This is a genomic window from Salinimicrobium marinum, assembly GCF_014651535.1.
GTDB lineage: Bacteria > Bacteroidota > Bacteroidia > Flavobacteriales > Flavobacteriaceae > Salinimicrobium > Salinimicrobium marinum.
Map to the genome: position 1 here is coordinate 925,927 of NZ_BMXB01000001.1, position 26,688 is coordinate 952,614.

Genomic DNA, 26,688 nt, shown 5'->3' on the forward strand with positions numbered 1-26,688 from the left:
GAATCCTTTAATTTCATTTTTAGTAAATACACCTATCTTGCTTCATAATTTAAAAACAACTATGGCTTCAGGATTTTTTGCGCTTCTCGATGATATTGCAACTTTAATGGACGATGTGGCGGTAATGGGGAAAATTGCCGGAAAGAAAACCGCAGGAATTTTAGGAGACGATCTGGCCGTAAATGCAGAGAAAGCTTCAGGATTTATGTCCTCACGGGAAATTCCGGTGCTTTGGGCAATTACAAAAGGTTCGGCCCTTAACAAACTAATCATTTTACCGCTTGCATTTCTGCTTAGCGCCTTTATACCTTCCGCTATCACCATAATTTTGATCATTGGCGGTCTTTACCTCGCATACGAGGGTGCAGAAAAGATCTTTGAATACTTTTTTCCGCATGCGGATAAGAGCGAAGCTCCTAAACTGGAAAAACTTTCCGAAGAAGAGGTCCTGGCGATAGAGAAAGATAAAATAAAATCGGCAGTGGTGACAGATTTTATACTTTCCGTGGAAATTGTAATTATTGCTCTGGGTAGCGTTGCCAATGAGGCCTTACTCAACCAGATTCTGGTGGTGTCTCTTATTGCCATGGTGGCCACCGTTGGGGTGTATGGATTAGTTGCCCTAATCGTGAGGATGGATGAATTTGGAGCTAAACTAATTAGTTTAAATGAAAGGGAAAACAGCATTTCTGATGCTATTGGGCGTTTCCTTGTAAGTGCATTGCCTAAAGTGATTAAAAGTCTTTCGGTCATCGGGACACTTGCTTTGCTGTTGGTTTCAGGAGGTATTTTTGTGCATAATATCCATTTTGTACATGATCTTTTAGTGGGGTTGCCGGGAATTATAGGGGAATTTTTAACAGGATTGGTCGTAGGGTTTCTGGTTTTGCTACTCATAAAACTGGGGAGTAAGATCTGGAAAAAAATTGCCGGTTAAGCTGAAAAGGAAACAGCAATAACATCTTTTAGTAACTTCAAAAAGTTTAGGATTTACCTATGAATGGTATTCCCAGATTGTAAAGAAATCTTTCTTAAGACGCTATTTCACCATGTATGTAACTTTTGTTACTGCGCAAAGAAAGGGGAGAGGTTACTTTTGCATCATATAAAATAAAAGACTTTGGAAGTAATTGATCTCTTAGGATTTTTAGGTGCATTATTAATAGGAGTGGTGTTAGGACTCATAGGAGGTGGAGGGTCAATTTTAACTGTACCCGTACTGGTGTATCTGTTATCCATCAATCCCGTCACTGCAACAGCATACTCTCTTTTTGTAGTAGGAGCTTCCTCACTTGTTGGTGCAATTAATAATATGAAGAAGAAACTGGTGGATTTTCGTACAGCCACCGTTTTTGCCATTCCGGCTTTTATTGCCGTCTACGGTACCAGAAAATATCTGGTACCGGCAATTCCGGACCATATTCTCACCCTCTGGGGTTTTGAGGTGACCAAAGATATTGGGATCATGTTATTTTTTGCCGTTATCATGGTCGTGGCTTCTATCTCCATGATAAAAGGTAACGGAAAGGAAGAATTGCAGGAAGTAAAAGTTACCTATAACTATCCGTTGATCATCATTGAGGGTGTTGTAGTAGGTATTCTCACCGGGATCGTGGGTGCCGGTGGAGGATTTCTAATTATTCCGGCGCTGGTTTTACTCGCTAAATTACCAATGAAAAAAGCAGTGGCAACTTCCCTGCTCATCATTGCGGTAAAGTCTCTCATAGGGTTTATTGGAGATGTGGAAAACCTCGAAATTGACTGGATGTTTCTAATAATCTTTACCGGACTCTCAATTGCCGGCATCTTCCTGGGAGGCTATCTTAATAAATTCATTGATGGAGAAAAGCTAAAAAAAGGGTTTGGTTGGTTTGTACTGGTAATGGGAATTTACATTATAGGTAAAGAGCTACTGTAAATACTCTTTTTAACTTCGGAAAAAATTGGAATACTATGGAAGCATTCTGGGATGAGAGATATAGGCAGGAAGCTTATGCCCACGGAAAGATCCGAACGAATACCTGAAGGCAAAGCTGCATACCTTAAAATCCGGGAGCATTCTTTTTCCTGCGGAAGGGGAAGGTAGAAACGCCGTGTTTGCAGCAAAGCTCGGTTGTAATGTATCTGCATTTGATATTAGTATAGAAGGTAAGAAGGAAGCGCTAAGACTGGCTCAGGAAGAGGGAGTGGAAATAAAGTATCAGACTACATCTTCTTGTGACCTTCCTTTCAGGGAAGAAGCGTTTGACGCTATAGTGCTGATTTAGGCCCATTTTCCGAAACCTGTGTGCAAGGAATACTTCAGCCAATTAAACCAGCTACTTAAAAAAGGCGGAACAGTGATTTTTGAAGGTTTTGCTTTCCAGACATCCGGAATACCAGAAAATGAATCCCGGAGTAGGGGGACCCAAAACCGAGAAATGCTTTTTTCAGAAGAAGAAATACGAGCGGCTTTTCAGGAATTCGATTTTCAGGAATTTCATGAAGGGGAAATAGAACTTGATGAAGGAAAATTTCATAAAGGCAAAGGCTGGGTGATCCGCTTTGTGGCGGAAAAGAATCACTGAAAGAACATAAGTTTTAAAAGGTTAAAAAGGTGTCCCGGCGGGATGCCTTTTTTTGTTCGGTTACTGTAACTTATGTTACAGCCGGGGCCATTCTCACAGCGTATATTTGACAATTATAAGAAGATCAAATGATGATCTTGAAATTAAGGAGATAAATATGAAAACGACGATAGCAGTACAGAACATAAAGTGTGGGGGATGTGTGAATACCATCACTAACAAGCTTTCAAAAATAGAAAACATACAGAATGTTCAGGTGAATAAAGAATCCTCTTCAGTAGCATTTAGGTATTTTGAACCTGAAGATGCATTTAAAGTCAGGGAGAAATTGAGAGATCTGGGATATCTTGCTGTAGATGACAGAAATACGCTGGTGTCTAAAGCAAATTCCTTTATAAGTTACGCGACCGGTAAAATGAGGTAACCAAAACAGGTTTCTCCGGAATACATCTTCAAATCAATAAAAGCATACTATGAAAAAAAAGACTAAAAAAAGTTTAATAGAATACGGAATTATGTTTGCCGTTTTCGGCGGACTTTATGTAACAGGTTTGCATACAGAAGTGCTTGGATTTCTTCAGCGGGGCATACTTGCAACAGGATTAATGAATCCCGATCTTGACAAGAGTGCAGATCTTGCGGTCAACGACACTGATTCCCAGGCAGATTTTTCCATGAGCCTTATCAATTCAGAAGGTGAGAAAGTAGCTATGGAGGAATTAAGAGGGAAAGTAATCTTTATGAACCTATGGGCTACCTGGTGTCCCCCTTGTGTTGCCGAAATGCCCGGGATTAATAAGCTTTACCAGGATGTGGATAAAGGTAAAGTTGCTTTTATCATGTTGTCCCTGGACCAGGATTTTCAGAAAGCTATAGACTTTAACGAAAAGAAAGGCTATGATTTCGAGGTTTACAGGCCCAACGGAGCCATTCCCCAGATGTATAACTCTCAAAGCATTCCTACCACTTACGTGATCGATTCGAACGGAAATCTCGTACTGACACATATGGGAATGGGAGATTACAACACCAAAGACTTCAAGAAATTCCTTAAAGAGCAATACTAGGTTAAAGGCAGGAAGAACTTGTTTCCTTCCTGCTCTCCTTTAGCTTTTTCAATAAAATTCTTTCAGTTTACTGCTACGGGATTATAAATTCCGGCAAATATCTTTTTTGTCTATGAAATTATCCAATTCTCTATTTTTCTTAGTGCTTCTGTTGTTTGGAACATCTTCTGCTGTTGGGCAAATGATGGAAGCCCCTCAATGGGAGATCAGCCTTAGTAATCCTGATCCTGAGCCCGGGGAAAGGGTGACCATTCATTTTGAAGCAGAAATTCCCGATGACTGGTATATGTATTCCAGTGATTTTGATCCTGATCTAGGTCCTCTCCTTACAGAATTCACTTTTGAAGAGAGTAAAGCATATGAACTTCTTGGAGAGATCCTGCCGGTAGGGCAAAAGAAAAAATATAATGAGATCTGGGAGGGAGAATACACCTATTTTACCGATACGGCCAACTTCTCTCAGGAAGTGCTTATAAAGAAGGATGCTCCCGAATTCAGGGGAAGTATATTCTTCCAGATCTGTTCGGATGTCAGCGGAAAGTGCATTCCTTTTGATACAGATTTTGCCTTTGATGCTATGGGAAACTCCATTCCTGCAGATACGGAAGAAGCTGAGACAGGAAGTTCCGGAATTACAGATATACTCTCATCCCGGGAAACTACAGGAGTAAAGGGGCATGAAACCACTGCTGCAGGGGAAGGTGTTGAGAAAAGCCTGAAACCTTTTCAGAATTCCTTTAACAGGGAATCTGATGAGGATGAACAGACCTGGACCGGATTACTGACCTTCTTTTTCATTTCCTTTGGAGCCGGTCTTGCAGCTTTGCTGACGCCCTGTGTTTTTCCAATGATACCCATGACCGTTACCTTTTTCACAAAGGGTTCGGGAGGTAAAAAAGGAAAGATTAATGCGCTGCTGTACGGGCTATTTATTATTGTCATTTACACCATTGTCGGGACCTTGTTTGCAGTGCTGTTCGGCGCCGGATTCGCAAATTTCCTCGCCACCCATTGGCTGCCAAATCTGCTGTTCTTCGCTATATTCCTGCTGTTTGCGCTTTCTTTCTTCGGGATGTTTGAAATCAGGCTGCCTAATAAACTGGTGAACCGGGTAGACAAACAAGCCGATAGGGGAGGTCTGGCTGGAATATTCTTTATGGCCTTTACCCTGGTGCTGGTAAGCTTTAGTTGCACCGGTCCTATTGCAGGAACTATCCTGCTGCAGGCAGCCAGTGGTGAAGCCATTATGCCTCTTATAGGAATGCTAGGATTCTCCCTGGCTTTTGCCATCCCCTTTACGCTGTTTGCCTTTTTCCCCGATTGGCTTAGTTCGCTGCCCAAGAGTGGGGGCTGGTTGAATACAGTAAAGGTGCTACTTGGATTTCTTGAACTGGCACTTGCCTTGAAATTCCTGAGTATAGTGGACCAAGTGTACCACTGGAATATCCTTGACAGGGACATTTACCTTGCAATCTGGGTCGTGATATTTGCTCTTTTAGGTTTTTATCTGCTCGGAAAGCTTGTGTTTCCTCACGAAAAGAAGATAGAGAGTATTTCCGTTCCGCGGCTCATGTCAGCAATTCTGGTGTTCAGTTTTGTGGTGTACCTCATTCCGGGTCTGTTCGGTGCGCCATTAAAAGCACTTTCAGGCTATTTACCGCCTATGGGATCGCAGGATTTTAATATGGTAACGGCTTCTGTTGGTCTTGAGCCTGAAAGTAGTTCCAACTCCTGCGGAACACCCTTGTACAGTGAGTTCCTTGAATTACCTCATGGAATACAAGGATTTTTTGACTATGAACAGGCTGTTGCCTGCGCCAGGGAACAAAATAAACCCTTGTTTATCGATTTCACAGGTCATGGCTGCGTAAACTGCCGCGAAATGGAGGCGAACGTCTGGAGTGATCCGCAAGTTCTAAGAAGGCTTAAAAATGACTATGTAGTGGTTGCCCTGTATGTTGACGAGAAAACAGAATTGCCAAAGGAAAAATGGTATACTTCTTCCTATGACGGAAAGCTCAAAAAAACAATAGGGGCACAGAATATGGACTTTATGATCCAGAAGCTTAATGCCAATGCACAACCGTATTATACGCTGCTTGGAGAGGAAGGGGAACTGCTTGCAGCACCCAAAGGATATGATCTTGATGTAGCAGCATTTATTTCCTTCCTGGACCAGGGGAAAGAGAACTTTTATCGGTCCGAATCGGATTCAGAACAGGTATCTGAAATTTCAACGATTTTAGAGAGTGGTGTTGATTTAAATTAGAACTGTCTCGTTTGGTGCAAAAATAACAGGGGTTGCGATCCCTGTTATTTTTTATCTGATTTTTTATTTTAAACAGTAGATGAGAGTATGTCAGAAATGAATGCTTCTCCAGGCTATCAAAAATGAATTATTGTTCTGTGAAAGCCGAGTCTACTCCTGATAAATATAGATTTCCCCCATATTTCCAGCCCGGAATTTTAGATTTATGCAGCGTGGCATTTTAGCTACGGATTTAATTAAACCGGATGTGATACAAACCACCGAAAAAAATAATTTGATAGACGTTTGAAATTGGAATAAATAAATTTTGATAGAAAACAAATAACCTAAAAGATTTTGAAGGAAAATTATCTTCTTTGATGTTTTGGCATTTCAGTCCTCACACAAGCGGGAATGGCTGATTATCACAATGATGAATTCGAGAAATACCACCGCGAATTATTAAATTTTTCTTTCTGAAAAAGTACGGTAACTTATGTTACACCAAAACCTTTTTAATCCCAATATTTTTGCCACAAATCAACTTTAATGCTAAACCATAGCTTTAACAAAATCCTATACATTACCCTGGCACTGCTCACGCTTTTGCCGTTTATCAATGCGCCTATCGCATTGGTGATTGGGGTATTTTTTTCGCTTATTTTGAAAAATCCTTTTCCGAAGCAATCGGCTAAAATTTCTAAAATACTGCTTCAGATTTCCATCGTGGGACTGGGTTTTGGACTTAATAGCATAGATGCTTTTGAGTTGAGTAAAGACGCCTTTTTTATAACGGTTGCCACCATCGCACTGGTATTTGGATTAGGGTTTTTGTTTAATAAATTCCTTAAAATTGATAAAATCACGGCACTTTTAATTTCTTCTGGAACTGCCATTTGCGGTGGAAGCGCAATAGCTTCGGTTTCTCCAATTGTAAAAGCAAGAAGTGAACAGATAAGCATCGCGATTGGTGTGGTTTTTATCCTGAACTCGATTTCATTGCTCATTTTTCCGTTTATAGGAAACCTTCTGGAACTAACATAGTACCAGTTCGGTTTATGGTCGGCGATTGCAATTCATGATACGAGTTCGGTTGTTGGAGCGGCACAGGCTTTTGGTGCCGAAGCTTTAGAAATTGCCACCACGGTAAAATTAAGTCGGGCGCTGTGGATTATCCCGCTCACGCTCATTATCTCCTATTTTTTTAATAAGAAAACAAATGTGTCTGGTGTGAAAATACCGTTATTTATTCTGTTTTTTATTGTAGCAATCCTCATTGCCAGTGTTTTCCGCAGGGAGGATTTTTATACCAACCAATTTCAGGCATAGCACGACAATTACTGGTTACCACTTTATTTTTAATCGGTTCAGGGATTTCGCTTCCGCAGATAAAAAAAGTCGGCGTAAAATCAATTTTTTACGCCACCGGTATGTGGGTTGTGGTTTCGATCTTTTCACTCATGATCATCATCAATAACTTCTAAATACTGTTAAATGAAAATCATCAAATTATTACCAGTTATAGCATTGTTTATCGCCACTACAATAGGTTGTGAAGCGCAAGAAACAGAAGGTGTAAAAGTTATTTCTCCAGAAGAAGCCAGAACCGCAATGGCAGCGGAAGAAGAATTGATTTTGATAGATATACGTACACCGAAAGAATTTACGCAGGGAAATATTGAAGGCGCAAAAAATATAAACTTCTTTGACGCCGATTTTGAAGCACAAATGCTACAATTTGACAAACAAAAACCTGTTTATATCTACTGCCGAAGCGGCGCCCGAAGTGCAAAAGCAGCAAAGCAACTTAAGGGAATGGGATTCAAAGAGATTTACGATTTTGAAGGCGGCATTTTGAACTGGGAAGACTAATTTTTAATCCTAAAAAAAAAGAAAAACCTGCAGCGAAAGCTGCAGGTTTTTTGTTTTAAAAAAGCCGGTAATTTTACTGAAATAAATATTCAGTTCCCGGGACGGTTGAGAAAGAATACTCTCCAAGATATTCACAGTAAGCACGGCCGTCCAGCTTTGGAGAAACCGGTGAATTCTTCTGGAGATATTCTTCGACCACATCGTGAATGGTGTAATCCTTAACCTCTACATCTTCCACATCAGGGATACGACATAGATTATCAATAGGATCACCGGGTCGTACACAGGCAGAGATGGTATAGTATTCATCCATCTGCATTTCTTCTCCTTTGATCGTTATGGATTTGACGCGTTCTCCTTTGTTACCCTGACTGTTGAAATCAACTTCCATTCCGGAGAATCTTACCAGCCATCCGCCAAACCTTTCAGTAGGAACCTGTGCAAATACATTGTGCATTTCCCGCTCCAACCAGTCTTTCACCTGTTGGCCGGTTACTTTTCCGGTCTTTACTTTCTCATTTACGGGAAGCAAATTCCAAAGATTTGCTCGGGTGATGGGTGCAGGTTCGCCGTTTTCGGGAACTATGGGATTTCCAAATCTAAATCCGTTAGAAATGGAGATATCGGCTCCGGTTTTCCATCTCGCGGCATCGGTGATCATATTGTCCATTGGATTTTCCACATTAAGGTATCTGTAAATAGGCGTAGCTGTATGTCCTACCATAGTTTCCAGGTGATCTTCATAAGGCTCCTTGGCTTTATCAACCAACTGCTGAAGCTCAGGATCTGCGGGGTAAACTTCGGGATTCACGTCCATAAGTTCGTACTCATCTCCCACCAATTTTCCATCTACAAAATGCAATGTTAGTTTTCCGACGAAAGAACCAAAAGCCCCAGGTTCACTTACCTTGGCATATTTCCCCTGGATAAGCTCCCGTACCCGCTCGTGCGTATCATTCCCGAGGATGTAATCCACATCTTTTGACATTTCCTGGTTAGCAAGATCCACTTGTTTAAACACTCCCATATGAGTTACCAGGAAAAGCACATCTACTTCTTCCTCTTTTTTAACGGTGGAAATAAGCTCTTTCACTTCATCCTCAATCCCGCTAAAAGTCATTCCTTGACTAAAAATAGGATTTTGGCGCACCGGCACATCTGGATCATTGATTCCTATAAAACCGATTTTCACTCCTTCTATTTCCTTTGTCCAGTAGGGAGGAAAAAGTTCTTTTCCATCTTCTTCATGAAACATATTCTGGGCGATCACAGGAGTATTGTAATTAGTCATTATATCCATCATTCTGTCTTTTCCGTAAACCACTTCCCAGTTACCAGGGATGATCACATCATAACCCATGTTACTGATGATCTCCGGGAAAATTCGTCCTTCAGAAAGTGCGGCATAACCGCTACCCTGAATGAGATCTCCTCCGTCAACGATCACTGTACGACCGGGATTTTTTTGACGCTCTTCATTAAAAAGGGTTTTTATATTGGCCAAACCACCCCTTTCCTTGAACACGATCTGCTCGTTTTCCCAGAACAATTCGGGGTGCGGATCAAGTTGCCCGTGGATATCTGCTGTTTGCAACACGGTGATGCTCAGAGTATCTTTTGCTGTTTCTCTATTATCTGAATTCCCTCCTGTTACCTGGTTACAGGATGTAAAACTTACAATTCCCAAAACTGCCAGGATCCATAAGGATGTTTTCAAATTGAATTTCATAAACGTTTTTTTTATAATTGTAAGCTGTAATAATTTTTATTTTTCTGTAGCTGTATAAGGTGCGTATAAGCGTGATCCACCACCTGTATGAACTCGTGCAGTACGGATTGATCTATCCCCTGCCTGTCCAGGGAAATCTTACAAACAGAGATACTGACTCCTGCAGCTTTCGCCTTGCTGGTATAAGCTTCCATCTTTTCTTTGTCTGTAAGTTCCATGACATTAGACCCGTACATTACTATTTGAAAATCACCATATTTTGCCCCGTCCTCTTCCCTCAAAGCTTCGGCCGTAAGGATGATTGGCTGTAGTTGCGGAATCTTGGTGGTTGACACCACGTAATTGTTCAAATCTCCCTGCGGATCATTTTGTGCATTGCCGGTAATTCCCAGCATAATAAGCACTAATAAAATTCCTATTGATCTTTTCATAATCTCTTGTTTTTAAAGTGAAATGCTGGTGTAGCCTTTCTTTTGCAGCTGAAGATTGTATAGGATCCCGTTCTCGACAATGCGAAATTCCGGGGAAATATCTTTTCGGTCCACTCCGAATTTATTCAGAGAGAATCCACAGGCAACAAGCTCAACATTGTGTTCTTTTGCTTTATTGATATATTTCTGCATCCTATCTTTATCGGTAAGCTCCTTTACGGTTTGTCCGCAAATGATCACCTCGAATTTTCCGAAGTTTTTCTTGTCTTCTTCAGCTAAGGTTTCGGCAGTTAAAAAGATAGGTTCTAGCTGAGGGATCTTCTTGGTGAGGACCACGTAATTTTCCTGTTCATGTTGTTCCTGTGCATTTACAGGACTGGCGAATAAGGTTAAAAGGAGTACGATACTGCTTAAAAAATATTTTTTCATAATTCTTTGTTTTTGAGGCTCAATTCGGATTGAGGCGGGTTTGTTTCTGTTACTGTTTTCCTGCTAAAATCATTCATAATAAAAAAGAGGAGTCCGCCCATGATGGCTACATTTTTAAATAATGGCCCCAGGGTGTGCACCTGTCCTATCTGTACCGTTATTGTAATAGGTATAAGTACTGCAAGCAGGATCACTGCAGCCCATCTGGTCTGGAATCCTATTAGAAGTGCAATACCTGCTATAAGCATTGCAATACCGGAAAGGATCACCATCAATTCAGGATCTCCAAGGAGGTAGGCAAATTCCTTTAAACTAGCCGCATCAATGCGTTTTGCTGTTTGTTCGACGTTCATGAGGTGGTTAGAGCTGGCGATAAGGAATATCCCGCTAAGCATTACTCTCAACACCTGAATAGAACGACGGCTGACAGATATATTAGTCGTCATAATATGTAAATTAAGGGTATTTAGAACCTCAAAGGTTCCGTAAAAAGAATTGTATAAAGTCTGGGTATGTAAGAATACAACCTAAACCTTAGGGGGAGGGTAAAATCTTTCCTGAACAGATTCAGGCAGCGGTGGAGTATGATATGCGTATTCCCTTGATTCTTCAGGAATTATCTTTTGTTCCCAGTTATATATTTCAAACTGAAAGGGAGTGTTGCAAAAAGAATCTATGGTGATATTTAATCTGTCTGAATCCTGAGAAAAGGATTTATGGTCAGTCTCCGCGTTTTTGGTATGCTGTTTTTTACATAAGGGATTTACATAGGCTATTTCATTGGCATCCAATATGGCCACCAGGATCTTTGAATCCATCACCAGAAATTTCCCAAAGAAAAGGAAGGCAAAAAAGACCGCTATGTAAGGTTTCACATTCATAAAGATCGCCAAATATAAAAAATGCTTTTTAATGGCTTTGTGACTTATGTTACACAACTGGAAATAATTTTCCGTTCGTAACTTAAGTTACTGAATATCGACAGGGTTTTAGTCACTTTTGCAACCAAACTTATTACCTGAAAATAAAAACGATCCTGATATTCCTAATTTTCTTCCTATTTCATTTTACAACATTTTCTCAGGATTTTATAGAAGAAAGTACTGTGAATAAGTACAGGGTGAAAGTCATCTCTAAAGACGCATATGTTCATGGGCATGTGCGGAACTTCTATTTAACTACTAATAATCACGGAGTTCTTAAAGATTATTATACCAATGCAACCGGGGGTGCAATTAGTATCATAACCGGTAATTACAAGGGTTTTGAGATAGGTGTAAAAAGCATTTTTACCTACCAGACTCTTGGAAGCAATCTAAATGTGAAAGATGAAAGCACAGGTCTTACTGCAAAATGGGAGTATGAGTTATACGATGTGTTTCAGAAAGGAAACTATAGCAATCTGGACAGGTTGGATGAGCTCTTTTTAAGGTATAAGTTTAAAGAATCCTATCTCTCTTTGGGCAGACTGAAGCCTGAATACACTCCATTGCTAAACCAAAGCGATGGCCGGATGATGCCCTTTTCCCATAAAGGATTCTGGGGACATTTTAATTTTCATCCACGCCACACATTTAATGTAGGTTGGCTGGACGGTGTGGCTCCTCGTGCTACAACAGATTGGTATGATCTTGAGGAGGGAATAGGACTTTTTAATAATGGGTATCAACCAAATGGAGAAAAAGCAGCTTATCATGGCTTATATCCATCAAAAGGTATTGGTATCATCTCTTACAAATACCTTCACAGGAATTTCAGGATAGCATTGTACGATATGTATATAGATAAGTTACACAATACAATCTGGACGGAAGCAGGCTACAGCTTACTGAACTTTAACCTGGGCCTGCAGGTGGTTTACCAGACGCCTCTGCAGTTTTCTGAAGGACTTCCTTATGAGAACAGGTATATACAGCCCGAAGAGCACGGACAAGTTATAAGTTCACAGCTGGGCTGGGGTAATAAGATGTTCAGGTTTGCCTTTGCTTACACCCATGCCTTTGATAAAGGGCGTTTTTTGTTTCCAAAGGAATTGGGAAGAGACCGGTTATTTACCTCTATTTCCCGGTCACGGCTTGAAGGATTGGGTGGGGTTGATGTTTACGTTCAAAAGTGAATTTACACTCCCCGGTTCAGGTTTAAATGTTTCTGTTGATTTGCAGAGGCTTACCGGTGTGGAGGCAGGGCAAACTACATTGAATAAATATAACATTGATGAAACGTTTCAGGCCAATACCCGCTTAACATACTCCTTAAAAGGATTTTTAGAAGGCCTTAAATTTGATTTTCTTTGGGTTTATAGGGAAAATCAAAACGTAGTTGAGGCAGAGAAAATCTTTAACAAAAGTAATTTTAACCAGTTCAGTTTTGTCACGAACTTCTATTTTTAAGGAATTAATGACATCTAAAAGGTCTCCGAGCTATGGTTTCTATAAATATTTTTAAGCTTCACAAATGATTGAACCAAAGGATATACAACTCGGATTAAAAGAAAACTGGAAACAGTTCACCCTCCTGGTACTCGTGAATGCTTTTGTAGGTGGAATGGTGGGACTGGAACGGAGCATTCTGCCGGAGATAGCCGAAAAGGAATTCGGAATGGCAGCCACTTCTGCTATTCTTTCCTTTATTGTTGTTTTTGGTATTGTAAAAGCCATTATGCTGGAGCACTGGCAAATAAATTCGGTCGAAAGAAACTTCTGGTGTCAGGTTGGATCTTTGCTATCCCCATTCCATTTATTCTTATGTATGCCGAAAGCTGGAACTGGCTCATCGCTGCCAATGTACTGCTGGGAATCAATCAGGGGCTTGCATGGTCCAGTACGGTGGTGATGAAGATCGACCTGGTAGGTGAAAAGCAACGCGGATTAGCGATGGGTCTCAATGAATTTGCAGGATACCTTGCTGTTGCTGTGGTTGCCTTCCTTACAGGGTGGATCGCAGCAGAATATGGTCTAAGACCATACCCTTTTTACCTGGGGATCCTTTTAATGTTACTGGGGTTATTTATGAGCATCTTCTTTATTAGAGATACCCGCGGCCATGCCAGGAAAGAAGAAGACAGTAGTGCAGTCTCTCTTCTGAAAAATATTTTTTGGGATACCACGTAGAAGGACAGGAACCTTGGATCTGTGACTCAGGCAGGGCTTATTAATAACCTGGACGATGGGATGGCCTGGGGACTATTTCCAATCCTGCTGGCAGTAAAAAATTTTAGTCTGGAGCAAATTGGTATGGTAGTGGCTGTTTATCCGGCTATCTGGGGAGTTGGTCAATTATTTACAGGAAGAATGGCTGATAAATTTTCTAAAAAATACCTGCTATTCTCGTGAATGTTACTGCAGGCCCTGGTGTTGATCACCCTGGTTTGGGCAGAAACTATGGTACATTTTGTAAGTCTGATGGCATTACTGGGTTGGGGTACAGCAATGGCTTACCCCACATTTCTTGCGACGATTGCGGAATACACCCACCCCAGGGACAGAGCCGAAAGTATTGGGATCTTCAGGCTTTGGAGGGATCTGGGATATGCAGTTGGTGCAATCCTTACCGGAATAATTTCAGATTTAATAAATATTGAAGCTGCTATTATGATGGTGGGAATCATCACACTGTTTTCTTCGGGAATAATTTTTTCCGGATGAATACGTCTCAGAAAATATGAGTGCAGTTCTAAAAACGCTTTTAAAAATTTACCTGTATGAAGTTACTTTTTTGGCCAAAAAAAATCTGTAGCTGGACAAAGTAGTGGAAACAGGCGGACAGATTCATCAAAATGCGGTAATTTTGAGCAGGTTTTGTATGGGAACTATCCTCACTTTGTAACAAATGTTACTGCGAAATGTGCTTTATGAAAGTACTTTTGTATCAATAAAAACATTGAAAGGGTTGTAAAACCATTTCTAAAATTGAATTAAACGTAAATTAAACAAAAATGAAAATAGAACAATTCAAAGACGAACCATTAGCTCATTATTCTTATGCTATTGTTAGTGAGGGCGAAATGGCTTTAGTTGATCCCAGTAGAAACCCAAAGCAGTATTATAAATTTGCAGAAGAACATAATGTCAAAATAGTGGCTGTATTTGAAACCCATCCTCATGCCGATTTCGTGAGCGGACATTTACAGATCCATAAGGAAACCGGTGCCACTATTTATATAAGCGAAAAGGTAGGAGTGAATTATCCGCATGAGCCTTTTGATGAAGGACAGAACGTGAAAATAGGTAAAATTAATATTCGTCCGTTACATACCCCGGGACATTCACCAGACAGTTTAACTTTTGTGGCCGAAGAAGAGGGGAAAATAGCATTATTCACTGGAGACACCCTTTTTATAGGTAATGTAGGTCGGCCAGACCTTCGTGAAAAAGCAGGGAATATGACTGCAAAGCGTGTGGAGCTTGCAAAAGCAATGTATCACACCATGCAGACCAAATTTAATGATCTGCCCGATGAGGCCCTGGTTTATCCGGCGCATGGTGCAGGGTCTTTATGTGGTAAGAATATGAGTGCCTCTCCCTCAAGCACCTTAGGAGATGAGCGTATGGGGAACTGGGCGTTTAAAGATCAGACTGTAGAGGAATTTGTGGAAGAGATCCTTAAAGATCAGCCGTTTATCCCTTCTTACTTCGGCTTCAATGTGGATCTTAATCGTAATGGTGCCGGGAACGTACAGCAGGAAAAATATCGTGTGCCTGTCAGAATAGCTGCCAATGAAGTAGAGACAGGGATAAACGTAGTGGATGTAAGAGATGGGGATGCTTTTAAAAAAGGACATCTTCCTAACAGTATCAATATCATGTCGCGAACTGAAGGTGACAAATATGAAACCTGGCTAGGAGCAATCATTAAACCAAATGAGCCTTTCTACCTGGCGGTAAACTCTGTAGAAGACATTGATGAGCTACTGGAAAGAACAGCCAAAATTGGTTATGAAAAACAAATGAAAGGAGTGGTCACGTTAAGTGAGGAAGTTTCAGGAAAATCTGATGACTTTGATCTTGAAAACTTCAAAAGCAACAAAGAGAATTACACCATTGTTGATATTAGAAATGAAAGTGAGCTGGCAGAAGGTAAGATCTTTGATAATGCCATAGGAATTCCATTGAATGAATTACGGGATCGCACAGATGAGCTTCCGAAGGATAAGCCATTTGTAGTGCACTGTGCCGGTGGATATCGCTCTGCGGCCGGAAGCAGTATCCTGGAGGATAAATTTAAAGATCAAAAGGTTTTTGATCTTAGTGAAGCAATTCAGGATTTTAAATAATTGTCTAAGAATTAGTTGATTAATAGGAGGCTGCCTAAAAAGCTTTAAGACGTCATTCTGAATTTATTTCAGGACCTTATTATTCTGATTTACAGAATAAAATAGAACCTGAAACTCCTGAAGCTTCGGGACAGGTTGACGTGAAAAAGGGCTTTGTAGACAGCCTCTTTTTGAATCCTAAAAGGAGTTTTTTATTTGGATGCTATATATGTATTTGATATCGAAATCCTTTTATTTCTCCCTTTAATAAATTTTCTTCTGTGTAATTCAAAATAAATCAATATGCTAAGAACAATTTTTACCAATAAACACCTGAAATGTTTGTCTGCCTGGGCAGGATTTAAGATCACCCTGAATGAGGACTTTGAAACAATAGTTACCTCTGATTTTGATTTTATTGAACTTCTGTTACTTTTTGAAAAACAATTTGCTCTTGACTAGCTGGAAACGGCTAAAGAACGTCAGGATTTTTCTACCATAAAAGATTTCGTTCATTGGGCAATGGAGGAATCTGCTCTAGAACCTATTTCTTACATGGGAATTAATAATATTTCTTATTGTAACTCACGCCTTAAGCAGAATCATGTGTTTTGTCGGCCGGAGGGAATATCAAAAGCCTATATGGTAAGGAGTTAGCATATGCCTATAGTGTAAGAAATACTCTGTAGGCCCCTGTTTAAGATAATTGCTGTACTTGTAAATTCAATGTGAATGTTATTAAATAAAAATATTCTTAGCTCTTAAAGTATTTCCTTGATCAGTTTTTAGTTGTCCCTATAAATATTTTTTCAGCATTCTCAGGATCTCCCGGTTTGGATAGCCCGTCAAAATCCGCTTTTAATACTTTTAAAGCATATTTCTCCCGATCCAGTTCAGCCCTGGTTTTTTTCCCATAGCCCTAAAAATTGGTAAGGGAGGACACTAACCCTGTAATGCGTGCTGCAAAAAGAATAACAATACGACTATGGGAAGAACGGTCCAGTTTTCATGTACAAGGATAGTTAGAGCGATTCCAATTAAAGCAAGGGTTGACATATTGGTTTCCAGCAATCGCTAAATGCCCCACTCTTTTTCCAGAGCTTCGATCCTCTTCTCTATTTCTGCTGTACTTTTATTTTCAAATTTCCTTATGTTTTCAATTATCTCCCGGTCTATTTTCCGGTTCTTTTAAGTTGACGAGGAACTGCGAACCCTTTCTTCATGTTGCTGTTGTTGCTCTTCCATAATAACCTATTTTTTAATCCTTTTCAATTTAAGGATTTAGGAAAATATCTTCTAAGCTTTTAAAACAGAATTAGTAAATGATCTAGAAGATTTTCTTAATTTGAAAGGTATCCACTCTCTGTATTCATTCCTAAAATTGGGTTAAGCTTTCCTTAATGCCATTAAATTATTTTTTATAAACAGCTAATCCTGTGTAAATTTAAAGACAATGAAATCTTAAGTAATGAAATTAATTGACCACCTTGTAGTTGTACTTGTTAGTGCAGTATTGTTCACCTCCTGTGGGGAAGACAGAAAATCTGACAACGAAGTACCGGGAAGAGATGAAAGCACAAAAACTAATGTGCTGGAAACAGGATCTAATCTAATCCAAACTAAAGCTCCTCTTGATCCCATGGAAGTTTATTTGGTAGGGTTCCACCCCATGAAAGAAGATCCCGGACACCAAATGGAGGCCCATCACTTTTGCACCCAGGTAAATGAAGATTTTGCACAATGTGCCCTTTTTGATGGAAATACTGAAGATGCCAAACTTACCGGGATAGAATATATCATTTCTGAAAGATTGTTCGAGACCTTACCCGAAGAAGAAAAACAATACTGGCACCCGCATAATTATGAGATCCTCTCTGGGCAATTAGTTGCTCCCGGTTTACCCGATGTAGCCGAAATAGAATTGCTGGACAGCAAAATGAACAGCTACGGAAAAACCTGGCATACCTGGAGTACAGATAAAGGAGATGAACTTCCCTTTGGAGACCCCATGTTAGCCTGGTCCTTTAACCGGGATGGGGAAGCAGATCCCGAACTGGTGAGAAAACGCAATGAAGCAATGGATATTGATCCAAATGAAAAACGCGAACAGCGAAAAGAATTAGTCTCTAAAGCAAATCCGCAGGAGGGTGTGGATGCTATTAAAGATGATTTCCCCGGTCCCACAAATTTAATTCCGGGAGTGGAGAGTAAAAATGAAAGGGATACAGTGCATTAATATATATATGTATATATGCACAGTTAGGAGAATTATAAAGCTCCAGACTTTTCGAATTACCTTTTTAATATTTTTCACAAAGAGGAGAGAGTGCTAAGATTTCCTGGTTAAAATGTCATCAAATAAATGTTTTTTAATCATATCCATTATCTATTTATCATAAAAATTACTAAAAATTTTTAATTTTTATTTAAATGAGAGCGAGTGGAGAATCCTGCATATACAAATTATCTTTGTTAGAAATGAATAAAAATTCGGAACTTCGAAAGGCTATAGCCAATCTGTAACATGAGCAGACCTTCCTTTTTCTGAAAGGATCAGGAAGAGAATTACTTTCTAAAACTGATTAATGTCATGGTTTTCATTCCCTTTCATATTTATTTTTGACAGAATAAATAACCGGGAATATGGCCAACCAATCCAAAAATAAATCCTGGCTCCGGCGCCTCTTACCTCCCAGAAAATGGCGCCTGGTTGCAACAGTAACGGTAGGAGCCTTTGTAGGACTGGGATTTTATGTCCTCAAGCTTAGCAATGCGGCTGCTTATCTTTCAGATGATTCCAAAGCCTGTGTTAACTGTCATGTAATGACTCCGCAGTACATTACCTGGAACAAAAGTTCGCACAGGGAAGTTGCAAGTTGTAATGATTGTCACGTTCCGCAGGACAATGTTTTTAATCAGTATTATTTTAAAGCAAAGGACGGATTATACCACGCCACTATATTTACGCTTCGGGCAGAACCGGAAGTGATCAAGGCACGTCCGCCTTCCGTAGAAGTGATTCAGAATAACTGTATTCGCTGCCATGACATGAGGGTGGTAGATGATAAACTGATGGCTACGGTAGAGAATCACGAGTTCCATCGGACAGATCGTACCTGCTGGGAATGTCACCGGGAAGTCCCCCACGGCAGGACCAAAAGCCTTTCTTCTGTAGGTTACCAGATTGAACCAATTCCTTTACATACTCCTGAAGACCGGAATATTATTCCATCCTGGCTACAATCTTATATAGATGAAATGGCAGCGACAGAAGATTCTTTAACCCGAAAATAGACTAACCAATGATACTGTTGAATACAAATTTGATTTTTGACCATAACCTTTAGAATTATGAAAAACTGGATAATTTTTTTATTGACCGTCATAGCTGTGTTTCTGCTTGCACTCCTTGCCAATTCCATCATAGATCGTAAGGCAGAAGCCCGTTTTGCTTACCAGCCCCAGGTGGAGATAGAAGGAATAGAACCAAGAGATTCTGTTTGGGGGCTTAACTACCCAAGACAGTACCAATCCTACAGAAAAACTGCTGATACTACATTTAGAGGTCTCTATAGTACCAGCGGATTTGCAGATGTGCTGGATGACCAGCCCGAGCTGGTTATTTTATGGGCAGGATATGCATTCAGTAAAGATTATAACCAGCCCCGGGGCCACTCTCATGCCATTACCGATATTGTCTCGACTGCGCGCGTAGGTTCTCCCTGGAAGGAAGGAGAAGGACCTATGCCAAGTACCTGCTGGACTTGTAAAAGTACCGATGTGCCGAGGCTTATGGATGAAATAGGCGTAACGGAATTTTACAGTGAGAAGTTTTCAGATTTCGGTAGCGAGATCATTAACCCTATAGGTTGTGCAGATTGCCATGATCCAAAAACTATGAACCTTACGATCACCCGACCTGCGTTGGTAGAGGCTTTTGAGGCAATGGGAAAAAATGTTGATGATGCCTCTCACCAGGAAATGAGGTCCCTGGTTTGTGCGCAATGTCACGTGGAGTATTATTTTGATAAGAATCTCCCCGGAAAAGAAGGCGCAGCTTATTTAAAATTTCCCTGGGAAGATGGGCTCACCGTAGAAGCTATGGAAGAATACTATGATAACGTGGATTTTGCAGACTGGGTTCACCCATTAAGCAAAACAAAAATGCTGAAAGCACAACATCCAGATTACGAGATATTTTCCATGGGCGTACATGCGAAAAGAGGAGTTTCCTGTGCCGATTGCCATATGCCGTATAAAACTGAAGGAGGACAAAAATTTACCGACCACCATATAGGTTCTCCCCTCGCAAATGTGGAAAGCTCCTGTTTTGTATGTCACAGGGAAAGCAAAGATGATCTTATTACAGATGTATATGAGCGCCAGCGCAAGATCAAGGAAGGTACCGGATATTTGCAAAAACAAATTGCCAAGGCTCACATTGAAGCCAAAAAAGCCTGGGATCTTGGTGCTACCGAAGAGCAAATGGCAGATATCCTTTTAAATATAAGACATGCACAATGGCGGTGGGATTTTTCTGTGGCCTCTCATGGAGCCGCATTTCACGCACCTTTGGAAACCAGCCGAATAGTTTCTTCCGGAACCGGTAAGATCCAGGAAGCTCGTATTAAATTGGCCCGTGTGTTGGCAGATCTTGGACACAATGAGCCGGTAGAATTACCAGACCTTAACAATAAAGAAGTTTTGCAGGAATATATTGGACTTGATATGCCTGCAGAAGTTGAGAATAAAAAACGATTTCTTGAAGAGGTGGTTCCACGTTGGCTAAAAGAGGGTAGAGAGCGGGAAGCAGCGAATCTGCCGGTTACCAGTGTGAGAAATAACTAGAACTGAAATTATAAAATTAAATAGCTTAGGCAAAAACGACATTTCCGGAGTTTAAAGAAAAACTTGAGTCTCCGGTAATCAATGAAACCTTTTCAATAATTATAGAATGACCAGATTTTTTAGAATCAGCTTTGCAATAGCTGTAGTAAGCCTTTTTTCAAATGTAGCACATGCTCAATTTAACCTGGACGGGCAGATCGTTCAAAGAGCAGAATATAGACATGGCTATGGGAGGCTTTTCGAAGAAGGAGATGAAGCAGCTAAATTCATTGCTCAGCGTGCAAGGCTTAATGCTCAGTACGAGATTGAAAGTTTTAAGTTTTATGTGAGTATTCAGGATGTTCGTACCTGGGGAAATACTCCGCAAGTAAAATTAAGCGATAACTACTTGTCGGTACACGAAGCCTGGGCAGAAACTCAGTTATTCGATAATCTCACCGTTAAACTTGGCCGTCAGGAGTTGAATTATGATAACTTCAGGTTTTTGGGTAACCTTGACTGGGCCCTGCAGGGAAGGGCACATGATTTTGCCCTGTTGAAGTATGAAAAGGGAGCTATGAAACTTCACGCCGGTGCAGGTTACAATCAAAATGACCAAAGCCTTAGCGGTACTTTGTATACAATTCCTAACCAATACAAGGCTGCCCAATTTGTACGCTATGAAAACAGAATGACTAATTTTCAGTTTTCTGCCCTTTTCTGGAATAATGGATTACAATTCGCAGATACAGATGCTACCGGACAAATCCTTGAGGAGGGAGTCAGGTACAGGCAAACCCTCGGGTTGCCAACCCTGAAATATGAGTTGGGAAACACAAGCTTATCCGGATTTTATTATTACCAGTTTGGTGAGGATGTTGTCGGCAGGGATCTTCAGGCTTTTGATGCCAGTGCACAGGTATCCCATTTAATTCCGATGGACAGCGTACAGGGAAACAGCCTCAGACTTACTGCGGGTATAGAGATCCTTAGCGGTACCGATACCAATAATCTCACCGGAGAAAACAATTCTTTTTCTCCTCTTTATGGAACCAACCACGCCCATAACGGTTATATGGATTTGTTTTATGTGGGAGGACGTCATGAGAATTCAGTAGGGCTTCAGGATATATTTTTGAGAATACGGTATGATGTAAATCCGAAATTGTTTGCTTCCCTGAACGGGCATTATTTCCGAAGTTATGCAGATGTGTACAGGAATGGAAACGCTCTGGACAAGCACCTGGGCTATGAAACAGATCTCGCACTGGGATATATCCTGAACGGTGCTGTTTCTTTACAGGCCGGTTATAGTCAGGTTTTTGCCGGTGACACCCTGGAATATCTGCACAATGTACAAAACCCTGCAGATGTTCAGAATTGGGGATATGTAATGTTGATCTACAGGCCTACAATGAAAAATCGTTTTATAGGATTGCTTTTCTAAAAGGGTAGCAAAGCGCCTGAATCCTTTATTTATTCATGTGTAAAATCAGATTGTTATGAAAATAATGAAGTTTCTGCTTTCGACAAAAGTTTCTTTTTTGCTCATCATCGCATTTGCAGCTGCCATGGGAGTAGCAACTTTTGTGGAAAACGATTATGGTACTGCTGTAGCAAGAGAGGCAGTATATGAAGCATGGTGGTTTGAAGTTCTAATGATTTGGCTGGCCGTGAATTTTATTGCGCACATAGAAAAGTACAAACTTTTCACCAGGAAAAGATGGCCTTTAGGTGTTTTTCATATTGCTTTTGTAATAATGATACTGGGAGCAGGAGTTACACGGTATTTTGGGAAAGAAGGTGTGATCCACATCCGTGAGGGTGAGGTGAAAAATTCCTTTTATTCCGCAGGAAGCTTTCTTCAAATCAATGGAATTGATGAAGACAGTCCGAATTCCCGATTTGAGAAATCGCTGGAGCTGAGTACGTATAAATTTGAACCACAAACTCTATTGGCAGATGTAGGTGACAGGAAATTTCAAGTATCTGTAGAAGAATTTATCAAAGGGGCTCATAAGGAATTCGTGGAGGGGAACGATACGTTGATAGACGTTGCGCTTGCTTCCGGAAAGGAGCGGGAAGATTATCTTATTTCTCAAGGAGGCGATTTACCGGTAGGAAAACTAAAACTTACTACCTCCCGAAAGGAATCCGGAAATATACAAATATTTAAACAGGATAGCCTGTGGATGATTTACAGTGACAAAAATATGCACGTAGTGGAAATGACCACGCAAAGCATGGGGATCATCAAAGCAGGAGAAACCCTACCGCTGCAAATGCGGAGTCTTTATCAGTCCGATAGTGCTGCCTTTATGATCAAAGGTATTTATGAAGGAAAGCAATTGATATATCACGCAGAAGAAGATCCTGAAATAGCTGAAGAATTACCTGATGTTGTAAAATTAAGAGTAACCGATGAAGCCGGTAATGAACTACTGAACACTTTTTCTCCACTTGTAAGTCGTGATCCGCAAAAACACTTGTTTTATGCAGAGGGACAAAAATATTCGCTGGCGTATGGACCTCGTGAGGAGGTTCTACCTTTTGCACTGCAATTACGTGCTTTTGAGCTGGAGCGGTATCCGGGGAGCCAGAGTCCCTCGAGCTATGCAAGTGAACTTCAGGTAATCGACCATGAAGCTAATTTTCCATTCCGGGTATTTATGAATAACGTGCTGGATTATAAAGGCTATCGTTTTTACCAGGCTTCTTATGATACAGATGAAAAAGGAACAGTTCTGTCTGTAAGTCAGGACAGGCCGGGGACTTATATTACCTATCTGTCTTACACATTACTAACCATAGGGATGTTTTTTACTCTTTTCGCAAAAGGCAGCCGCTTCAGTATTTTAAACAGAAGATTAAAAACCCTGGACAAAAAAGAATCGGGGAAAGCTAAGGTTAAAAACAAAAAAAGTGGGAGAGAGGAAGTGCTTCCAAAGGAACCGGTTTCAGTTAAACCACGTATTGTTAATCCTAGAGTTACAGCACTTACTGTTCTTGCAGTGCTTTTAAGCTTATTTCTTGGTCTGCAGGCATATGCACATGACCAGGTGCCAGATGTGCGTGAGACTGTAGTGCCTCTTGAGCAGGCCGAAGCCTACGGAAGACTGGTAGTGCAGGATCTCGACGGCCGAATGAAGCCCCTGAATACTTTAGCCAATGAAATAACCCGAAAATTAAGCGGAAGATCTACGATTACTATTCAGCAGCCTGAAGGCGACCTTACCCTTACTGCTGAACAGTTTCTTCTGGCCATGCAACTGGATCCCGGCCGTTTTAGCGTGCTGCCTCTTATTAAAGTAGATCAGAAAAAAGCAGATGCTATTTTTAAGGCTATAGATCATGCCCCGGTGAGCAGTCTTAGTTTTCAGGAGCTTATCGATGCAGATGGACGATACCTTTTGCAGGATCTGGTAGAGGAAGCAAACAGGTTGAAACCGGCAGAACGCAACGAAGCTCATAAAGAACTTTTAAAAGTAGATGAACGTTTTAATATTTTCTATGCAATATTAAGAGGAGATTTTCTAAAACTTTTTCCAAACAGGCTGGATGAGAACAACACATGGTTTGCTGCAAATCAACATACCATGGGATTTGACGAAGAGGACGGACTTTTTGTAAAGAATATCACTCCGTTGTACCTGTCAGCAATTGGAAAAGGGATCGCTTCAGGGAACTGGAATGAAGCAGATGAGGTACTGTCTTATATTCAGTTATATCAGCAGAAGGCAGGGGAAGAGGTACATCCCGGAGATGAAAAGATTCAGACAGAGATATTGTACAACAAAATGAATCTTGGAAACCGGCTTTTTGGGATGTTCTGGTTACTTGGTATAGTAATGCTGGTTCTTGCTATTATCAAGCTGTTCAATCAGCCGAAATGGCTGAGGTATTCCTGGAATACAGGACTCGTGCTTGCATGGATGGGACTGGCTCTTTTTACCATTCACCTGGCACTTCGATGGTATATCGCAGGCAGGGCTCCCTGGAGTGACGGATTCGAAATGTTGGTATTTGTAGCCTGGTGTATTCTTTTGTTTGGCCTTCTTTTCGGAAAAAAATCACATTTTACAGTACCGCTGGGGATCCTCTTCTCGGGAACTTTATTATTTGTAGCTTTTCTGGACTGGCTGAATCCGGAGATCACCAACCTTATGCCGGTGCTTCATTCCTACTGGCTGAAGATCCATGTAGCGGTGATCGTTAGCGGCTATGCACCACTGGCTCTTGCCGCGCTGTTGGCATTACTGAGTCTGGTACTCCTGATCTTCAAACCTCTGAATCCGTCAAAAAAATGGTGGCGAAGTATGCAGGAACTGAGTATGGTAAACGAGATGTCCATTACCATAGGATTATTCCTGCTGGCAGTAGGGACATTTCTGGGAGGTGTTTGGGCAAACGAAAGCTGGGGACGTTACTGGGCATGGGATCCTAAAGAAACCTGGGCGCTTATTTCCATTATGGTGTATGCATTTGTACTTCACCTAAGGCTCATTCCGAAACTCAAGAATTCGCTGGTACTGAACATTTCCAGCTTATGGGCTTTTTCTGCTATTATTATGACTTCTTTTGGAGTGAATTATTACCTGTCAGGATTACATTCCTACGCCTCGGGAGATCCTGTACCTATTCCGGAATGGGTGTACTGGATGGTTGCAATATTGCTGGTAATAACAATATTGGCTATAGTAAGGTACAAAAAATTGTCTCGCCTTGAGAAGAAAGACCTGCTGGCTGTTTAATTTTTACCAGAAATATTGTCAGGGAAGGTTTTTTCATTCTAAATTAAGTGAGCTGTTGAAACAGTAGCAAGTATATAAAGAGCCTCTATTTATTCTGAAGCGTGTTAAGCTGTTTTTCAGAAGAAATGTGTGTTTGTAATTCGTTTTTTATAAAGTTTTCCGATTCATTTAAAATTCAGTGACAGGGTTTTATAAATATTTCCATATTTAATATTCGGAATTCCATTTAAAGCGAACCCTATACATTAAAAACAGGTTTACTCCGGAAAATTGAAATCAGATCTATGGCTTTTTGGTCTTGTAACAATTGTTACATTCCTTTTGTTGAAAACCTTGTTTCTTTGCAGCCTTAAAAAAAACGAGAAATATGGAATGGATTTTTGAACCCTGGCCCTGGTATGTTGCCGGGCCCCTTATAGCAGGAATTATGTTTTCACTTCTGTTTGGAGGGAAAACTTTCGGAATGTCCTCGAACCTGCGTACCATGTGTACGATTGGAGGAGCCGGAAAAAAAGCAGATTTTTTTAATTTTGATTGGAAGAGTCAGCGTTGGAATTTAACTGTCGTTGCCGGCGCAATCATCGGCGGATTCATAGCTGCAAATTTTCTTAGCTATGACACTGCGGTCCATATAAATCCCGATACAGTAGAAACTTTGGAAAATTTTGGATTTGCAAGTGCAGGCGGGGCATATTTGCCTAATGAACTTTTTGCCACTGATGCCCTGACTGATCCTAAATCACTGATCATATTATTGATTGGTGGGTTATTGATAGGTTTTGGTGCAAGATATGCCGGCGGATGTACTTCGGGCCACGCGATCTCGGGGCTCAGTAATTTACAGCTGCCCTCGCTCATCGCAGTAATCGGATTTTTTATTGGGGGACTGGTTATGGTTCACCTGTTATTCCCTTTAATATTCTAAAATATGAAATATCTTAAATTTTTAATTATAGGAATCATCTTCGGAATTGTAATGTTTAAAAGTGAGGCCGCATCCTGGTTCCGCATTTATGAAATGTTCCAGTTTCAATCTTTTCACATGTATGGTATAATGGGTTCTGCCCTCACCCTGGGTGTACTGGGAACCTGGCTTATTAAGAAGTACAGATTGAAATCCATAGACGGGGAGCCCATAAAGTTCACACTAAAAAACAAAAGTTTTAGTCGGTATATGTACGGCGGAATCCTCTTCGGATTAGGCTGGGCACTGGCAGGTTCCTGCCCCGGACCCATATATACACTGATTGGAGCAGGATATGTCTCCATTCTGGTGGTTTTGCTGGGAGCTTTATTAGGGACTTTTCTCTACGGACTTCTACGGGATAAATTGCCGCATTAGAAGTAACTGATTTTAGTAAATACAATGAGAGCAAATAATAATCATATCTAATAGCTTTCAGAAATACGTATGTCCCGTCCTAAAATAGCGATACACTAAATTTCACAGTGTATGAAACCTCAGGAAAACAAAGGGTATGTGAAGCGTACTCAAAAAGACTACTCGCTTTCTTTT

General features: G+C 40.7%; 26 protein-coding genes and 1 pseudogene. 22 read left to right on the top strand and 5 right to left on the bottom strand.

The features are described from left to right. Positions 1–61: 61 nt before the first annotated feature. The 9 genes and pseudogenes from IE056_RS03950 (at position 62) to IE056_RS03985 (ending at position 7,754) form a co-directional block, all read left to right on the top strand. Positions 62–937 (top strand): DUF808 domain-containing protein, encoded by an 876-nt coding sequence (locus IE056_RS03950; protein ID WP_189603364.1) that lies wholly within the window; start codon positions 62–64, stop codon positions 935–937. A gap of 183 nt (positions 938–1,120) precedes the next feature. Beyond that, positions 1,121–1,918, top strand: coding sequence for a sulfite exporter TauE/SafE family protein (locus tag IE056_RS03955; RefSeq protein WP_189603365.1), 798 nt, complete (start codon positions 1,121–1,123; stop codon positions 1,916–1,918). Between the two features lie 175 nt (positions 1,919–2,093). After that, positions 2,094–2,267, top strand: a complete 174-nt coding sequence (locus IE056_RS18400) for a class I SAM-dependent methyltransferase (RefSeq protein ID WP_229793640.1) — start codon at positions 2,094–2,096, stop codon at positions 2,265–2,267. 153 nt (positions 2,268–2,420) lie between these two features. After that, positions 2,421–2,567 (top strand): hypothetical protein, encoded by a 147-nt coding sequence (locus IE056_RS18405; protein WP_229793641.1) that lies wholly within the window; start codon positions 2,421–2,423, stop codon positions 2,565–2,567. Between the two features lie 157 nt (positions 2,568–2,724). Continuing rightward, positions 2,725–2,991, top strand: coding sequence for a heavy-metal-associated domain-containing protein (locus IE056_RS03965; protein WP_189603366.1), 267 nt, complete (start codon positions 2,725–2,727; stop codon positions 2,989–2,991). Positions 2,992–3,040: 49 nt separating this feature from the next. Next, the gene (locus IE056_RS03970) at positions 3,041–3,634 is read left to right on the top strand and encodes a TlpA family protein disulfide reductase (protein ID WP_189603367.1); all 594 of its coding nucleotides are present in this window, start codon (positions 3,041–3,043) and stop codon (positions 3,632–3,634) included. A gap of 112 nt (positions 3,635–3,746) precedes the next feature. Then, the gene (locus IE056_RS03975; protein WP_189603368.1) at positions 3,747–5,903 is read left to right on the top strand and encodes a protein-disulfide reductase DsbD family protein; all 2,157 of its coding nucleotides are present in this window, start codon (positions 3,747–3,749) and stop codon (positions 5,901–5,903) included. Between the two features lie 528 nt (positions 5,904–6,431). After that, positions 6,432–7,211: pseudogene (locus IE056_RS03980) on the top strand (YeiH family protein). Positions 7,212–7,376: 165 nt separating this feature from the next. Next, complete coding sequence (locus tag IE056_RS03985) at positions 7,377–7,754, top strand: rhodanese-like domain-containing protein (RefSeq protein WP_189603369.1); 378 nt, start codon at positions 7,377–7,379, stop codon at positions 7,752–7,754. Positions 7,755–7,827: 73 nt separating this feature from the next. Here the strand turns inward: IE056_RS03985 and IE056_RS03990 are convergent, their stop codons facing one another. From IE056_RS03990 to IE056_RS04010, 5 genes are all read right to left on the bottom strand, one after another. After that, the gene (locus IE056_RS03990) at positions 7,828–9,483 is read right to left on the bottom strand and encodes a bifunctional metallophosphatase/5'-nucleotidase (RefSeq protein WP_189603370.1); all 1,656 of its coding nucleotides are present in this window, start codon (positions 9,481–9,483) and stop codon (positions 7,828–7,830) included. A gap of 11 nt (positions 9,484–9,494) precedes the next feature. Beyond that, a complete protein-coding gene (locus IE056_RS03995; protein ID WP_189603371.1) occupies positions 9,495–9,914 on the bottom strand; it encodes a DsrE family protein in 420 nt (139 codons plus the stop codon). Positions 9,915–9,926: 12 nt separating this feature from the next. Continuing rightward, entirely contained in the window at positions 9,927–10,343 is a 417-nt protein-coding gene (locus IE056_RS04000) for a DsrE family protein (protein WP_189603372.1), read from the bottom strand. Then, complete coding sequence (locus tag IE056_RS04005; protein ID WP_189603373.1) at positions 10,340–10,789, bottom strand: DoxX family protein; 450 nt, start codon at positions 10,787–10,789, stop codon at positions 10,340–10,342. Before IE056_RS04005 ends, IE056_RS04000 begins: the two co-directional genes overlap by 4 nt. Positions 10,790–10,870: 81 nt before the next feature. After that, positions 10,871–11,281, bottom strand: a complete 411-nt coding sequence (locus IE056_RS04010; protein ID WP_189603374.1) for a hypothetical protein — start codon at positions 11,279–11,281, stop codon at positions 10,871–10,873. Positions 11,282–11,448: 167 nt separating this feature from the next. On the opposite strand from IE056_RS04010, the gene IE056_RS04015 reads away from it, so the two are divergent. The 13 genes from IE056_RS04015 to IE056_RS04065 all read left to right on the top strand — a co-directional run bounded on the left by IE056_RS04015 (position 11,449) and on the right by IE056_RS04065 (position 26,514). After that, on the top strand, positions 11,449–12,459 hold the full coding sequence (locus IE056_RS04015; protein ID WP_189603375.1) for a hypothetical protein: 1,011 nt from the start codon (positions 11,449–11,451) through the stop codon (positions 12,457–12,459). A 586-nt stretch (positions 12,460–13,045) separates the two neighbouring features. Further along, the gene (locus IE056_RS18410) at positions 13,046–13,453 is read left to right on the top strand and encodes an MFS transporter (protein ID WP_229793642.1); all 408 of its coding nucleotides are present in this window, start codon (positions 13,046–13,048) and stop codon (positions 13,451–13,453) included. Between the two features lie 21 nt (positions 13,454–13,474). Next, positions 13,475–13,675 (top strand): hypothetical protein, encoded by a 201-nt coding sequence (locus IE056_RS18415; RefSeq protein WP_229793643.1) that lies wholly within the window; start codon positions 13,475–13,477, stop codon positions 13,673–13,675. Further along, positions 13,676–13,987 carry an MFS transporter gene (locus IE056_RS18420; RefSeq protein ID WP_229793644.1) on the top strand — a complete coding sequence of 104 codons (312 nt, stop codon included), beginning with the start codon at positions 13,676–13,678 and terminating at the stop codon, positions 13,985–13,987. Positions 13,988–14,277: 290 nt separating this feature from the next. Continuing rightward, a complete protein-coding gene (locus IE056_RS04025) occupies positions 14,278–15,615 on the top strand; it encodes an MBL fold metallo-hydrolase (RefSeq protein WP_189603376.1) in 1,338 nt (445 codons plus the stop codon). Positions 15,616–15,897: 282 nt separating this feature from the next. After that, on the top strand, positions 15,898–16,056 hold the full coding sequence (locus IE056_RS04030; RefSeq protein ID WP_189603377.1) for a hypothetical protein: 159 nt from the start codon (positions 15,898–15,900) through the stop codon (positions 16,054–16,056). Between the two features lie 1,006 nt (positions 16,057–17,062). Next, a complete protein-coding gene (locus IE056_RS04035; RefSeq protein ID WP_189603378.1) occupies positions 17,063–17,830 on the top strand; it encodes an OBAP family protein in 768 nt (255 codons plus the stop codon). Between the two features lie 407 nt (positions 17,831–18,237). After that, on the top strand, positions 18,238–18,888 hold the full coding sequence (gene nrfH / locus IE056_RS04040) for a cytochrome c nitrite reductase small subunit (RefSeq protein WP_189603379.1): 651 nt from the start codon (positions 18,238–18,240) through the stop codon (positions 18,886–18,888). 57 nt (positions 18,889–18,945) lie between these two features. Beyond that, positions 18,946–20,442 carry an ammonia-forming cytochrome c nitrite reductase gene (gene nrfA / locus IE056_RS04045; RefSeq protein ID WP_189603380.1) on the top strand — a complete coding sequence of 499 codons (1,497 nt, stop codon included), beginning with the start codon at positions 18,946–18,948 and terminating at the stop codon, positions 20,440–20,442. A gap of 106 nt (positions 20,443–20,548) precedes the next feature. Continuing rightward, on the top strand, positions 20,549–21,868 hold the full coding sequence (locus IE056_RS04050) for an alginate export family protein (RefSeq protein ID WP_189603381.1): 1,320 nt from the start codon (positions 20,549–20,551) through the stop codon (positions 21,866–21,868). A gap of 55 nt (positions 21,869–21,923) precedes the next feature. Continuing rightward, positions 21,924–25,172, top strand: coding sequence for a cytochrome c biogenesis protein CcsA (locus tag IE056_RS04055; protein WP_189603382.1), 3,249 nt, complete (start codon positions 21,924–21,926; stop codon positions 25,170–25,172). 367 nt (positions 25,173–25,539) lie between these two features. Then, positions 25,540–26,097: a YeeE/YedE family protein gene (locus IE056_RS04060; protein ID WP_189603383.1), complete on the top strand. Its 558-nt coding sequence runs from the start codon at positions 25,540–25,542 to the stop codon at positions 26,095–26,097. A gap of 3 nt (positions 26,098–26,100) precedes the next feature. Further along, positions 26,101–26,514 carry a DUF6691 family protein gene (locus tag IE056_RS04065; RefSeq protein WP_189603384.1) on the top strand — a complete coding sequence of 138 codons (414 nt, stop codon included), beginning with the start codon at positions 26,101–26,103 and terminating at the stop codon, positions 26,512–26,514. Positions 26,515–26,688: the final 174 nt, after the last annotated feature.

Excerpts from the sequence above, each read along its gene's own strand:
- IE056_RS03950 (WP_189603364.1), top strand. The coding sequence starts at position 62 with ATGGCTTCAGGATTTTTTGCGCTTCTCGATGATATTGCAACTTTAATG.
- IE056_RS18405 (WP_229793641.1), top strand. The coding sequence starts at position 2,421 with ATGCTTTTTTCAGAAGAAGAAATACGAGCGGCTTTTCAGGAATTCGAT.
- IE056_RS03965 (WP_189603366.1), top strand. The coding sequence starts at position 2,725 with ATGAAAACGACGATAGCAGTACAGAACATAAAGTGTGGGGGATGTGTG.
- IE056_RS03970 (WP_189603367.1), top strand. The coding sequence starts at position 3,041 with ATGAAAAAAAAGACTAAAAAAAGTTTAATAGAATACGGAATTATGTTT.
- IE056_RS03975 (WP_189603368.1), top strand. The coding sequence starts at position 3,747 with ATGAAATTATCCAATTCTCTATTTTTCTTAGTGCTTCTGTTGTTTGGA.
- IE056_RS03985 (WP_189603369.1), top strand. The coding sequence starts at position 7,377 with ATGAAAATCATCAAATTATTACCAGTTATAGCATTGTTTATCGCCACT.
- IE056_RS03990 (WP_189603370.1), bottom strand. The coding sequence starts at position 9,483 with ATGAAATTCAATTTGAAAACATCCTTATGGATCCTGGCAGTTTTGGGA.
- IE056_RS03995 (WP_189603371.1), bottom strand. The coding sequence starts at position 9,914 with ATGAAAAGATCAATAGGAATTTTATTAGTGCTTATTATGCTGGGAATT.
- IE056_RS04000 (WP_189603372.1), bottom strand. The coding sequence starts at position 10,343 with ATGAAAAAATATTTTTTAAGCAGTATCGTACTCCTTTTAACCTTATTC.
- IE056_RS04005 (WP_189603373.1), bottom strand. The coding sequence starts at position 10,789 with ATGACGACTAATATATCTGTCAGCCGTCGTTCTATTCAGGTGTTGAGA.
- IE056_RS18420 (WP_229793644.1), top strand. The coding sequence starts at position 13,676 with ATGTTACTGCAGGCCCTGGTGTTGATCACCCTGGTTTGGGCAGAAACT.
- IE056_RS04025 (WP_189603376.1), top strand. The coding sequence starts at position 14,278 with ATGAAAATAGAACAATTCAAAGACGAACCATTAGCTCATTATTCTTAT.
- IE056_RS04030 (WP_189603377.1), top strand. The coding sequence starts at position 15,898 with ATGCTAAGAACAATTTTTACCAATAAACACCTGAAATGTTTGTCTGCC.
- IE056_RS04035 (WP_189603378.1), top strand. The coding sequence starts at position 17,063 with ATGAAATTAATTGACCACCTTGTAGTTGTACTTGTTAGTGCAGTATTG.
- nrfH (WP_189603379.1), top strand. The coding sequence starts at position 18,238 with ATGGCCAACCAATCCAAAAATAAATCCTGGCTCCGGCGCCTCTTACCT.
- nrfA (WP_189603380.1), top strand. The coding sequence starts at position 18,946 with ATGAAAAACTGGATAATTTTTTTATTGACCGTCATAGCTGTGTTTCTG.
- IE056_RS04050 (WP_189603381.1), top strand. The coding sequence starts at position 20,549 with ATGACCAGATTTTTTAGAATCAGCTTTGCAATAGCTGTAGTAAGCCTT.
- IE056_RS04055 (WP_189603382.1), top strand. The coding sequence starts at position 21,924 with ATGAAAATAATGAAGTTTCTGCTTTCGACAAAAGTTTCTTTTTTGCTC.
- IE056_RS04060 (WP_189603383.1), top strand. The coding sequence starts at position 25,540 with ATGGAATGGATTTTTGAACCCTGGCCCTGGTATGTTGCCGGGCCCCTT.
- IE056_RS04065 (WP_189603384.1), top strand. The coding sequence starts at position 26,101 with ATGAAATATCTTAAATTTTTAATTATAGGAATCATCTTCGGAATTGTA.